At 70.7% G+C, this 14388-nt stretch carries 1 protein-coding gene and 1 pseudogene; one reads left to right on the forward strand and one right to left on the reverse strand.

All coding sequences use genetic code 11. The annotated features are described in order from the left end of the window. Nucleotides 1–456 precede the first annotated feature (456 nt). Complete coding sequence (locus tag H293_RS58925) at nucleotides 457–837, reverse strand: hypothetical protein (protein ID WP_158694586.1); 381 nt, start codon at nucleotides 835–837, stop codon at nucleotides 457–459. 3111 nt (nucleotides 838–3948) lie between these two features. Between H293_RS58925 and H293_RS52140 the strand changes: the two are divergent. Continuing rightward, nucleotides 3949–14388, forward strand: a pseudogene (locus H293_RS52140) (hypothetical protein); the annotation flags it as partial.

Here is a 14388-nt window from a genome sequence, read left to right on the forward strand (position 1 = left end):
GGCGGCTGTGTCGTCATGTCCGTATGTGTCAGGGGGTGATGGTCGATGGCTTTTATGTCGGGTAACCCTCTGGATAATCTCCCGCAGTGGGTGCGTAATCTTTTCTTTGCCTTGATAGGCGAGTTGTTTCCTGATGCTAATTCAGAGAAAGCGTTTTACGATCGTCTGAATTATGTGACGGCGCGGCTGGATCAGGATGCGTTGCGTAGTGTGCTGGCCAAGGTGAGCGATGATATAGTCAAGGCTTTGCCGGATGAGGTGGCCAGGGCTTATCGGCGGGCGGTGGGTCCGCTCATCGGTGAGGGCGGCCAGAATATTCTGCGTGATTTTGCTCGTGCTCTGGATGGTATTGCGGAGAATCGCCGTAAGGCATCCATGAATATTGTGAAGATGCAGTGGGATCTCGTTGCGGAGCTTGTCCGGCTCGCGGCTGAGATTGCTTTTCTGACGGTGCTCTCATATTTCACGGGTGGTCTGTCGGCGAGTCAGATTTTTCTGGCGAAGCTGCGTTCGCGTCTTGTGCTCCTTCTGACGCTGAATCGTCTGCTGAAGACTCTGCATATCTCGCCGTCGCTGACCGAGGCGATCGATGAGATTCTTCAGGAAATTGCGGTGCAGTTGGCGTTGATGCAGTTCGGTCCGTCCGGGCGCCGGCCGAAGGGGCTTGACGGCAAGGATATTTATCTCTCTGGCTTGACCGGTTTCCTGGCGGGTGGGCTCACCAGTCTTGTGGGGGCCTTTGGCAAGAATGTTGTTGATGGTTACAAGCTGAATTTTTTGAAGGATGGTCTTGATTTCAAGCCCGGTCCGGGTGGTGGGCCGGGTGGCGTGGGTCATCTGACCGGGGGGCCGCATCACAGGCCGGGTCCTGATGGCAGTCCGGGGCCGGATGTGAATCGGCTTCCTGGTGGGAAGTCGGGTGGTGGTCATGGGCTGGGCGGGGGCCCGCATCCGCATTCTGGCGGTCCGGGGCGTTTTCCGGATTCTTATCATTTCCGGATCAGCCCGAATGCGTGGCGTCATGGCGGGGTGGGGCAGTCCAACACGGGCCGGCCGTGGGCGTTGGGGGGTTATTACGGGCTGAAGGGTACGGACGAGTTCCTTGCGGCGGGTGTGGGTGAGACGGCTGCGGAGGTACTCATCAATGGCGCTTTCTATGGGGACTGGTCGTGGAACTGGACGACGTTCCTGGGTGCGGGTCTGAGTGCTGCTCCTGAGGCGGTGTTCAGCGGTGCCGGTGTGAATGGTGGTGCGGGGCTGCGTCGTGTGGTCGACAGGCTCACCGGCGGGTTCCGGGGCCCCTCGGGCGGTGGGCCGGTCACCGAGGCGGGGAAGGGCAGCGACGCCGGCCAGGGCACCGACGCGGACACGGTCAAGGGCGTGGGCAAGGGCTCGGACGCGGGCGTGGATGTCGACATGCTTGCTGATCCTCCGCCGCCGTATGTTCCGGGTGGGCTGCTGCCCGTGACGGAAAGTGGGCTGTCCTCGTCGCTGGTGTCGCCGCCTCCGCTGGTGTCGCCGTTGCCGTTGTCGTCGGTGCCGGACGGGTGGGCGGTGGCCGGTGGTGAGGGTGAGTTGTGGGGGCGTTTGCTGGGTGGGTCTGCGGAGGCGCGGGAGCGGCTTCTGGTTGATCTTGCGGCGTTGCGGGGTTCGGCGGGGCCGGGGCCGGTTGAGGTGGGGGTGCGTGAGCATCTGCATGAGCGCTTGACGGGCGGGCCTGATGGCGGGCTTGTGGGGTCTGGGGTGCGGGTGGTGCCGGTGGGTGAGGGCCCGTCGGTGCTGGGTGATGCCGAGCAGGTCCGCCGGGCGCTGGACGGGCTGGGTGTCCCGGTCGTGGTGGACACGCCGGTCGCAGGGGCCTGGGGTGTGCAGCGCGGTGTCGATGGATCCGATGCTCCGGATGTCTCGGATGTCTCCGGTGCGGCTGGTGCTGCCGGGTCGTTGGACGTGCGTGGTAGTGCGGGTGTCGGGCCGGGTGTGACGGGCGGGGCGGGGGGTGTTGTGCAGCGTCCTGGGCTGGTGGGGTTGCCGCCGGCCGGGGTGGTGTCGCAGGGCTCGCCGTCTGTGGACGCGGACGCCCCGTCGTCTTCGGATGGGGACGGCTTGTCGTTCCCGGGTGGTGATGGTTTGCCGTCTCCGGATGTCGATGTTGTTTTGGGTGGGACGGGCGCTGCGGGCGGGGCTGCTGGGGCGGGTGCTGTCGATGGGTCGTTGGCGAGGGTGGTGGTGTCGGCGGGGCCGTTGCCGTTGCCGGGTGTGGGGTCGGCGGGGGCGTCGGAGTTGCTTGATCTGGTGGGTGTGGATCAGGTGGTGGCGTTGGGTCCGGTGGTGCAGGACGGGGTGGGGCGTGTGGTGCGTCCTGCTGTGGAGTTGGTGCGGGAGGGGCCGGAGGCTGCGGTTCGGGTGCGGCCGTTGGGTGGTCCTGTGGTGGGGCCGGTGGGGTCGCCTGATGGTGGCGGCGGGCGTGATGTGGTGGCCGGTGCCGGTGCCGGTGCCGGTGCCGGTGCCGGTGCCGGTGGTGTTGACGGTGGTGTTGGTGGTGTTGCCGGGGGTCAGGCTGGTGGGGGTCTGGCGGGTGTGGTGTTCCCGGGTGCGGATGTGTTGTTGCCGTTGGCTGATGCTCTGGGTGTGGTGCCGGAGTCGGTGGTTCGTCTTGTTACGGAGAGTGCGGGGACGGTTGCCGGGGATCCGGCTGGTCCCGCTGATCCCACTGGGGCTTCGCGGGTGTCTGGTGAGGGGGCGCCGGGTTCGGTTGCGGGGCTTGAGGGTGCGGGGTCTGGTGGGTTGCGGCCTGTGACGGAGTCCGGGCCCCCGTTTGAATCCAGTCCCTTGGTGGTGTCGGGGTCTTCAGCGTCGTCCGGTTCTGAGGGGGAGCCGGCCAGGGATGTGTTCCTGGAGTCGGGCGGCGGGTTGGACGCGGATGCTGTTCCGCTGGTGGATCTGTCTGGGGGCAGGCACGGGGACTCGTCCGTGCCTGCCGCGACCGCGCCGGTGTCGGGTCGGGTGGCGGTGCGGTCGGCCGGGGGGCTGGTCATTGAGACGCTGGATGGGGCGCCGGTGCCGCTGGAGCGGTTGCGGCGCTTGGTGTCTGAGTCTGCGGCGGGGCCGGTGGCGGGGCGTGTGGTGGAGCGGTTGACGGTGTCGCAGCCGCCGTCGGCCGACAATACGCCGCAGGGCCGGGCCCGTATGGCGTTGCTGGGGCAGGACACATTCCGCCATGTGCGTACCACCTCCACGTCCGAGCCCGCGTCCGCTTCCGTACCTGCGCCCGCGACCACTCGTGCACCCTCGTCCACGTCCACTCCTGCAACTGAGCCCGCGTCCACTCCCGCACCTGCGTCCACTCCTGCGCCCGACCCCGCCTCCGCGTCCGCCGCCGCGTCTGTGTCTGGGCGGTTTGTGTTCTCGGGTGGGCCTGTGCCGTTGCCCGGTGGAGGGGCTGGGCGGGGTGTGGAGGTTTTTGCGGGGCACGGGACGTCGCGGACGGTGGTGTTGGGGACGGACGATCCGGATCGTCCGACGGTGCGGGTTTCGGGACCGCAGCTGGGGCGGTTGTTGTCGTCGTGGGGCGCGGGAGGGCCGGATTCCCGCTGGGTGTTGTTCTCGTGTGAGACGGGGCGGCAGCCTGAGGTGGCGGGTCTGGCGGTGGCTCAGCATGCGGTGAATGTGCTGGGGGATAAGTCGGTGGTGTGGGCGCCGACCACGCCGGCGGGGACGGCGCGGGGTGCGGATGGTGCGGTGCATGCGGTGCTGGCGGAGGGGGTGGATGGGCCGGGGCGGTGGCGGATGTTCACTGCCGAGCCGGCGGGTGAGGCGCTGGATGAGCTGGCGCGTGTGACGCGGTTGCATCAGGGGCCGGGGCCGGCGGACGGGTTCGCGCTGACTCGGACGTTGCAGCAGGTGCGGACGGTGCGGGAGGTGCTGGATGATGCTTCGGCTGAGCGGCGTGTGGAGAATCACCGGCTGCTGGCGGGGCTGGCGTTCGTGGATGGTCTGCGGTGGCGTGACGCGCGGGTGGCGGCGCGTTACGGGGATGCGCGGATGACGGCGGATCTGCTGCGGCGGATGGTCCGTGACTACCGTGGTGTGGCCGGGTCGGGGCATGGTCTGGTCGGCGATGGCGTGTCCGGCTCGGGGGCGGAGCCCACGGTCGGGGAGTACCGGGCGTTTTTGGACGCGGCGGAAAGGCTGTGGGAGGAGGCGGGGGCCGAGGCGACGCTGGATGCGCTGTTGCCGCCGGTGTCTGTGCTTTCGCCTGATCATCTGGTGTCGCCGGGTGATGCGGCGGGGCTGGCGGTGGCGCCGTCGGCGCGGGTGGTGTGGTCGCTGTCCGACACCCCGCTCCCACTCGCACAGTTGGGGCTGAATGCCGAGGACACCGCCGAGCTGACACGCCGCATACAGAACCCGCAACCCGCGGGGGATGTCCTGGACGATCCCGGCCAGGAGGTGCCGCCAACTCACGGGCCCGCCCACCGGCCCGGACTGGCCAACACCGTCCATGCGGACGACATGGCCTTCCGGCGCCTTCCCACGCCGGCGGACGGCAACAGTCTGTTCCAGGCGCTGCTCGACACCGCGCGCAGTCAGGAGGTACCGCCCGCCTGGGCGGCGCGGAACATCGCCGGACTGCGGTCGCTGCTGCGCGAGAGGCTCACCGATTCCGAACTGGCCGCCACCGCGGACCAGGTGCTGGGCGATCCGGTGCTCGCCGTGGTGGACCAGTTGCGGATGACCGCCCTCACCGCGGAGCGGGACCCGGACGAGCAGACCCGGATCCTCGACGAGTGGAACCGGATCGCGCAGCTGGTCGTCGCCGATGGTGACCCGGTCCAGTGGCAGCGGATCCTCCACGGCAGCCCCTATCCGGAACTCGCCCAGGTGGCGCCCACCCCGGAGGAGGCCCGGCGCCTCGGCAATAGCGGGCTGTTGGCCGCGGCCGCCGAGCGGCCGGGGCTGTGGTCGTCCCCCTTCGCCGACCTGTTCCCCGAGGCGCTGGCGCACACCCTGGACCTGGATCTGCGGATCGTCGGCCCCGACCCGCACGCGCCGGGCAGCATCCGTGTCACGTCCTTGCATCCGGGCGGCCGCGGCGGCACCCTCCACCTCGCGCACAACGGCACCGACCACTACGACGCCCTGATCCCCGCCGAGGCCCTGCCCACCGAGGGAACGCCGCCGCCCTCCGCCGCGGAGCAGGCCGCACCGGAGCAGTCCACACCGGACCAGTCCGCACCGGATCAGGACGGCGCGGCGCCCGCCCCGGAGTTGGTGCATGACGAGGGCGGCGACCGTGACACCGAGACCCCCGACCGGGGCGACCCGGTCCCGCTGGAAACCCAGCTGGAGCGCTACCGCCCGGCCCGGCTGATAACCGGTCGGGACGTCACACCGCCGGGTCCGCCACCGCGCACCGTCACCTTCGAGGACGGCAGCCGACTGCCGGCCGTCCTCATCAGCCCCGACGCCGACCCGCGCGAGGGGGACGACGGTAGCCCGCAGACCGCGCCGACCGGTCTCTTCACCGGCCTGGGCGCCGTCACCCTGCGCTCGCCCGAGCGGGTCGCCGAGGAAATCCTTGGGCAGTTGCCGGCGTCCGTGCGCGCCCAGTTCGACGAGGCGGAGCTACTGCGCCTGCTGACCGAGCAGCCCGGTGCCTTCACCGCCCCGCGCGGTGCCCGGTTCGTGGGGAGGGAGAAGTCCGGCGTCGCCCACGAGATGACGGTCGAGGCGGTCCCGTACCACCGCTGGGAGCGCTTCTCCGACGTGAACGGCACCGCCATCCGCATGATCACCCAGCAGGCCGTGCTGTCCGGGACGGGCGGTGGGCGCACGGTCGGCTTCGGGCGCCGGTTCGGCTTCGGATTCACGGTGGCGACACCGATCAGCTTCCTGGTGCGGGTCAGTGCTTCGCTGGGCTGGATCCGCAAGACCGGATACAACCTCGCCACCCAGGCGGTGAACCAGTTCGAGTACCGGACGCAGGAGGGGTCGCACCTGCACCTGGACGACGTGCATTACCGGGTGCGCGTGGTCCGGGTCACCGAGGCTCCGAAGACCGGTGGCCGGAACAGCGGGACCGAGTCTCCCGAGTCGGGCCCCCACTGGGAACGCCGCCCGGTGCACCAGGCGGAGTTCGCCGTCCGGGACGGGCTGAGCTGGCGGCTGCCGGACGTCCTCACCGTGCCCGGCGAAGGACTGCGCAGGGCACCCGAGTCGCTCACCTTCCCGGACGGGGTCGAGTCGCGGGCGGGTGAAGCCGTCGCACTGCACCTGACGGACCCGCCGGAGGACCTGGCCCTCGCCATCTCCGGAGCACGGCCGGGTAGTTCGGCCCACCGCACCCTGGTCTCCTACCTCCGGCCGGGCCGGCTCCTCGGACTGTACGGGCGGCTCTCCGGAGAGGTCAGCGGGCCCGAGCTGACCCGGGGGCGCGGTCAGCATCCGCTGGGGCACCTCGTAGTGGAACGGTCCATAGCGCACCGGGCCACCCTGGTCGCCGAGTCCGTCAAGGCGGAGTTCCGTGACACGACGCAGACCACCTACAAGAACGAACGCGGTCACGCCCGCGAGACGCGGCTCGGCGTCGAAGTCGCCACGGGCCCCTCACACATCTTGCCCGGCCCGGAAGTGGACGTACGCCTCCGGGCCGGGCCGGTGGGCCGGTTGGACCTGGCCGCCGGCCGAACCCACCAGGTCAGCACCGACGCGACCCGTAAGGTCATCGGCCGGGTACGCAACCACCCGATCGCGCTCTACCGAGTGGAACGCACCATCATGGTGCGTGCGGCCGGCCAGCCGCGCTCCGCTGCGCGTCCCGTCCGGGTGGTCAGCCTGGACTGGATGACCACCCAGGACGCGCGCCGACTGGCCGGCTGGGACAGCCGTTCGCCGGGACAGGCCGGTCCGAATCCGGAAGCCGAGCCGCCCGCGCCGTGGTACCTGACCCAGGAGGACCCCGTCCACCTGGGCGGTCAGACGCGCGCCGAGGGCTTCCGGCCCGCCAACGCGTCGAACAACCCGCTTCCGGACCGCGAACAGGACCGGCAGGAGTCCTCCTCCCGGCAGGACCGCGACGGACAGCCCGGCATCGCCAATCCCCAGGACCCCCTGAAGGTGTTCGCGGACAGCGTCCTCGACACCCTGCACACCGCGTACCCGACGCTGTTCGTCCCGCCGTCCATGCGGGAGCATCCGCGACTGGCCAGGTTCTGGTACGGCGACAGCCGGGTGCGGACCGGTCTGTACAACGACCGGCAGGTGCGCGAAGCCCTGAACCGCACCACGCTGGGACAGAGCCTGGACGAGCTGACCACCACCGGGGTCCCGGTGACGCTCGTCGAGGACGGCAAACTCCGCCGTGGCCACCACACGCTGATCCTGAAGGCGCGGCTCACCGACCGCCGGTACGAGACCTCGATGACCGAGAGGACGGTGCGCGCCGGGCTGGTGGGCACGGAGATCGCGGGGCAGGGCCAGCAGGCGTCCGGCGCCCTCTCCGGAGGGGCCGAACTGGGTGTCTCGGCGCGCAACCACGACGACGACCCCGAGGCCGGGGCGCCGGGGCACAGCGGATTCGGCGTCTTCGGCGCGCGCTACGGCCGGACCGTCCAGAAGGCCGGCCGCAGCTCGGTCACGTCCGTCCACGACCACCTGGCGACCCCGGAAGGCGCCCATCTGTTCAGTTACCGGGTGGAGCTGAACGCGTCCTTCGAGGGGCACCGCCGCCCGCGCGGCTGGACCCGGATGGTCACCATGGGCATGCTCGGTGCGGGTCTCTTCGTCAGCGAAGTCCGCGAGCGCCCCCTGTTCAGCGAGGGCGGCGAAACGATCGGCCGCGTGGAACTGTCCGTCCCCCTGGCACACAGCTCCGAGCGGTACGCACCGGGGGACACGCCGCCCGCGGAACCGGCCCCCGCACCCGCGGACTTCTCCGCCGCGGAGGCGGAGCGGCTGCTCGACGGCAATCTCACGCAGGACACCGACTCGGACGACCAGCGGCTCACCGATCAACTGCTCAGAGCCCCGCACGTGGTGGTCAGCGTCGAGGGCGGAGAAGAGCGTCAGCGGCTCGTACAGGACGCCTCCGAACGAGCCTCGGGCACTTCCTGGCATGTCAGCGCGCCCGGCTCCCCGGTGCGGGCGGCACTGCGCAGGGCGATGGCCAACATCAGCATCGCGGGTCAACTCGGCCAGTACCTGGGCCCGTTCGGCTCCCGTGTCACCGGACTCCACGGTGCGGGGCCCTTCCAGGTCCACTACTTCAAGGCCGCGATCCGCGGCGAACTGCACAACCTGCGCGTCCAGAGCGACCCGAAGCAGGCCAAATTCGAAGCCACCCTCGGTTACGAGCACCGGGTCGCCGGCACCGAGAGCGCCACGTCCCGCACCACTGTCGGCTTCCAGGGCGCCCACCGGCCGCTCGAGCACGTCTCCGGCCAGGAGACGGCCGCCATCGGCAACCACGGTGTGGCACCGCAGTACGCCTGGGGCCGGGGCGGTGTCACCTCGCGGACCGTCAGCCGGGGACGCAACAACATCCTTTCCTACGCCGGGCGTACGTACCTGGTGGTCGCCGACGTCGTCGAGTCCCTCGCGGTGCGGGACCGCTGGACGGCCGCGATGGGAACCGTGGGGACCCGTTCCGGTGAAGGTGTCAGGTCGGTGGCCGGGCGTCTCGGTCGCGCCCACGACCGAGGCCGGGCCGCTGTCGCAACCGGAGCCCAGTACATCCGCGACGCGGTGATGTTCCACCTGCCGATGCGGGACGCCATCCAGGCCGGCCTCGCCCCGGACGGCCTGGGCACCACCACCCCCTCCGCCCTCGGCGGCGGCTACCGCGTCCCCGCTCTCCTGGACCGGCGCTTCCTCACGCATCCCAGCGGCCGGCTCGACGGCAGTCCGATCGTTCCCCTGCTGATGGAGCAGCTGCAGGAGATCGGGGTGCCCTCGCACGACCGGGAACAGATCCTGCAGCGGCTCTCCCCGGACTTCCTCCGCGCCCATCTGCAGCAACTGGTGACCGAGGGGGTGACCCTGCCGGTCCGCTACCGTGCCTGGTCCCGCCCCCACCACCTGCCGGTCGGCGGCAGTCCCGGACAGATGCAGTTCAAGCTGACCCCGGTCACCACCACCGTGGAGCGGCTGCGCACCGGCTTCGAGCTGGAGGACTACCGCACCGCCGGCCGCGACGCCTCCGACGGCGCATACCAGGACCACGGCGCCCTGGTGGCGTACGCGGGTGGCCATCGCCCCGCCGAGAGCGGCGTCCTGGCCGTCAACCCCGTCCTCCAGGGCGTCGCGGCGCACCAGCGGTCGACCACCCGGGGTGAGACCGCCAGCGCCAGTTCCTCCCCCAACCTGGTCACCACCCAGGCGCTCGGTGAGATCGTCACCACGTACGTCCTGACCGTCACCATGACGGACGCGGCCGGCGACCGGCTCCCCCCCACCGCCAGTGCCACGGTCGGCAGCGTCAACGAGTACGTCCCGATCGGCCTGCTCACGCCCGACGGCGACGGCGCGGACGGCGCCCTCACCGAGCAGGAGGTGCCCACACCGGAGCGAGCCGTGCGGATGCTGACGGCGACTCAGGCGGACCAGAGGAGCATCGACGCCTGGCGCCTTCCCGTGGGCGACCCGGCGAGCGGCCGCCCCGACCCGGACGTGCTGCCCTTCGACGACCGGCTCGGTACCGGATTCGTCGCCATGGACGTCATCGGCGCGACCAACGTGCGGGACGCCCTGACCCTCGCCACCGCCCGCGCCGACGGCCTCCACGCACCCGGCGAGGAGCGCGGGAAGCGGTACACCGGTGACGATCTCGCCGCGCAGGTGCGCGCCGCCCGCCGCACCTCGCTCACCGCCCTCGGCACCGCCCCGGCCCAGTCCCAGCACGACGTCACGGCTCAGGTCAGCCTCTCCTCGGGCCTGCGTGAGTCCCTCGGTGCGAACGGCTCGCCGCTGCCCGTACAGGCGTCGGCCGAGCTCCTCGGCCAGTTCCACACCGCGAACTCCCGCCTCTACGCCAGGATGCACCGGCGCGGGGCGCGGCTGCTCGCGGTGGAGAACGCCCCGCGCATGGAGAACATGGACCGTGCGAGGACCGCCGACGGGTTGACGATCGGCATCCTCGACAACATCGACAGTGCCGGGGGTGCCACGCCATTGGTGGGTGCCGACAGCGTGGCTGCCACGGTGCCGTTGGGAGCCACGAACGACGGCACGGCCGCCAACGCGACCGTCGACACCATGCTCGGCATCCACCGCACGGCGGTCGCAGTCCGCAGCATGCTCTTCGCGGTGCCCGTGCGCTGGCTCGCGGTGGTCGAGGCCGAGCACCGGATCACCCACGGCCGTCCGCTGCGGTGGTTCGGCACGGGCGGTCGCGGACGGCGCGCGGCCGAGGCCGAGACCACCGCTCTGATCTGGCTGCGCGAGGACCTCGCCCGGGACTACGGCCTCGTGGACGACACGACGTTCCCCACCGAGGTCGCGGGCGCGTGGGACGCCATGGCCAAGGCGGCGGCCGACCTTGCCACGGCCGAGAAGCGCTACTTCGACGCACGGGCCCGGACCCGCGACACCTGGCTTGACCTGAGCGCGGAGGAACAGGCCGCGCTCGGCGGCCCCACGGTGTTGTCACAGGACATGTCCGCCTCCCCGGCCGTTACAGCCTGGCAGGCGGCCCGCGACGAGGTACGCCGCTGGGAGCAGCGACTCGACGCCGCCGCCGCGGACCACCACCGGCTGTACCTCGCCGCGTCCCGGCTGACCGCCCACCATCAGAACTCGCCCCTGGTCCCGGTGCCGGACGCTGCGCAGGAGTACACCAAGCCGATCTGGCCGACCGAGGCACCCGAGCCGTACACCATCACCGTCGGCGACCCCACCGCTCGGCGCGTCCTCACCTCTCCCGACGGCACCACCGTGCGCGAGCTGTACGAGGTGCCGCACGACGGAGCGTCGTTCTACCACGCGCTGTTCGCCGCCGCCGCGGTACGCGGCAGGCTGCCCCACCTGCTCGGCACCGACCTCGCCGACCGCTTCGCAAACGCCCCCGGCGACCCGGACGTCACCGCGGAGGCCGTCGACGCCGCCCGGAACCGCCTCGCCCAGGCGCTGGGCGAGGACCGCAACGAGGACCTCGTCGAGGCCCTCGCCCTGGACGCCACGGACACCTTCACACAGGACGAGATCGACGCGGCGGGTGTGCGGTTCACCCCGGCGCAGCAGGCCGAGTTCGACGAGTTCGGCCGTCTGCCGCAAACCTTCTGGCCCACGCCGGAGCAACGGATCGGTCTGGCCGTGGCCGCCCTGTCCCGGCCGTTCGCGCCCGAGCCCCGGCAGAGCGCCGCACAGAGCCAGGGCGACAGGTCCACCCCTGCCGCGGGCCGGGCCGGCGACCACGGCGGCGCCGACCTGCTGCCCGCGCTCGCCGCCCGGGTGATGGGCACCCCGGTGACCGTGGTGACCGGCGAGGGCCGCGAACAGCTCTTCCTGCCGCACGGCACCGATCCGGCCACCGTCGATCCTGCCGCCGACCCCGTCCTCTTCTTCGCCAAGGGCTTCTTCCAGGCCGCCCTGCCGCCCGGCACACCGGCCCCGACCACCACCGCGCTCCCGGCCCCGGTCACGGACCCCTCCGGTACGGAGACGGAGAACACCGCTCCCACGAGCCCCGCGCCCGCGAAGCCGCACGTACACCGCAGCCACGCGACGCCGCCCTGGATGCCGCCCAAGGACAGCACCGCCCCGCGTTACCGTGTCGACCGCCACGGAGTCCTCACCGCACCCGACGGCGCGACCTACATCCAGGGCGCTGTCACCGGCCGCGGCAACGGCTTCTTCGGCGCGCTCTCCTCGGCCCTCCTCCACGCGGCCGGACAGCCGGGACGGGACAGCGGCGAGGCGGCACGCCTGCGCGTCCGCGCCGAAATGCCGGCCGCCCAGCTGATGCGTCTGAACGGCCTCCCCGGCGACCCGGGTCGGCGCGACGCGCTGTTCAGCCCCCCTCCTCTGCGCGTCGAGCCCGGCGCGCCGGCGCCGAGCGCGGACGCCCTTGAAGGCCATCTGCGCCGCTATCTCGCCACGGCACCGTGGAGTCCCGGCGCCGACCAGGCGGTGGCCGAGTGGGCGGCCGCCGCGACGGGCACCACCGTCACCCTGATCGAGGAGAACGGCACCACCCACACGTACCCCGGCCCGTCCGCCGACGCTCCCCACCTGCGACTGCGGCGCCGGGGCGGCGACTTCGCCCCTCTGATCATGCTGACCCCGGCTCCGGTACCGAAGCTGGAGCCGGAGCCGATCATCACCGAACAAGACGGCACGCCGGACCAGAACCCGGTGAACGCCACGCCGGAGCCGGCCCCGGCCGATGTTCCGCTGCCTCCGTCCCCGGTGCCGTCGGCCGACAGCGACGTACCGGCGCTTCAGGAGGAGTACCGGGACGGGGAGGAGGCGTTTGAGCTGTACCTGCTGTCCGGCGCCGGTGCCGGACAGCCGCTCTCCGAGCGCGGGTTCGGCATCCCGCTGCGGGAGGCGGATGACTCCGCCGTGCCCGGAGACATGTCCCCTGCCGCGGTGCCGCCCCCGCTGCCCGCCGAGCGTGCCCTGTCCACGCTCGCGGAAGCGTCTGACGAGTCGGAGTCCGGTGACGAGACCGGGCTCTGGGAGGACACGGGCTGGCTGCAGGCGCTGTTCGGTCCAGGCTGGGCGACTACCGTGCCGCACGACCGGCTCTGGGAGACGTCCAAAGCGGTGTACGACCTCGTCGTGGAGCAGGCCGGCGGCCAGGAGACACCGCAGGCGCTGCACGGCGGCCTGGTCCGCCTCACCCGGCAGGTCCTGCACATGGGTGCCGAGGCCGAGCCGGGTGCCGCGGACTTCCTCGGGGTCGGTTCGCTGGCGCTCGACGCCTCCTCGGACGACCTCGCGACCGCCGACGCCCTCACCCTGTACGCCCACCGCGCGCTGTCCCAGCCCCTGCCGACCGCAGTCGACGCCTCGGACAATCCACAGATTTCGAGTGCCGAGGGCACACCGGTACAACACCTCAGCGCCCCTGGGCAGTCGGGGGCCAAGCGCCTGGAGGAGGTGCTGCCCCGCGAAGAGTGGTACCGCGTTTACCTCGACCCCCTGCACCACGAGGAGGCACGTCAGAAACACCCGAACAACCCCGGGGAACTGTATGACCACCAGCAGTCACCGGGATTCCAAGGCAGCATGACCACCACCTACGACCGTTACCTGAACGACCCGGAGACCATCGGCGACCGCGTCGACTTCCGCATGTACGAGGGCATGCACGTCGCTGTGATCTCCGAACTGGCAGAGAAGCCGGATAAGTCCGGCAAGGACGGATACGTCACCGGTTATCCGCTCCGTGCCAACTCGCCGACGCCCTCCGTACTTGAGGAGGAGGTCGGCGGCAGACGACTCATGGTCAACGCGGACCCGCTTCTGCCCTTCCGTATCCGGCCCAACGCGCTCGCGCTCACCTGGTCCGGCCACCTCCAGCGTGGGGTGGACGAAATGCTCACAGAGACCCTCTACAAGGACGCCGAGGTCGAGGGGCTCGTCACCGAAGTCCTCGACCGCTTCTACGGGAAGCTTGACGAGGCAAAGACCACCCGCGACCAATTGAAGGCCATCGGCTGGGTGGTAAGGACCATCCACATCATCCACCCGTACGCTGACACCAACAGGCGGCTCAACGTCCATGTGCTCCTGCCCAGGCTGCTCCTGGCGGCGGGGCTGAAGCCGGTGATCTTCAAGGACATGGAGGATCTGTTCCAGGGCGGGCGGTCTCTGGAACAGATCGCCGACGCCCTGGAGTCCGGCCAGGCCGTCAACTTGTTGTCCAATGAGATTGCTGCAAGCGCCCCCGAGTACGAGTCTCGCTACTTCGAGAGGAACCCGCGTGCAGCCAACCCACCTGAGGTTGGGGAGACCACCGGCACAATCGAGATCCCGGACTTCGAGTCGTTCAACTACAAGCCTGGCGCCGATCGCCAGGAGTTGCAGGAGTATCTGACCCAGTCCTTGCGACAGGACCCGGACCGGGAGGACGAGCGTAGGTTTGGTGGGTTGCGTGCTGCTCCGTCCGGTGAGGTTTTGGGTGGGGTGGATGGTGGGTTGTCGCCGGCCGTGGATCGAGCGGATTCGGATCCGGCGTTGGTTTCGGTGGTGGAGCCGGTCGAGCCTGTCGGGTCGGGTGCTTTGGTGGCGGGTCTGCTGGCGTTGCCGGCGGGGGAGTTGGTTGAGGCGCTGGAGGTGATGGCACCGCAGCACCGGCGGTGGCTGGCTGGGCACGGCCCCTTTGTGGACGGGGTGCGGAAGTCCTTGCCGGGGGAGTTCCCGGGGGTTGCGGCGCGGTTGCTGGTG

The organism is Streptomyces canus 299MFChir4.1 (assembly GCF_000383615.1).
GTDB classification, from domain to species: domain Bacteria; phylum Actinomycetota; class Actinomycetes; order Streptomycetales; family Streptomycetaceae; genus Streptomyces; species Streptomyces canus_C.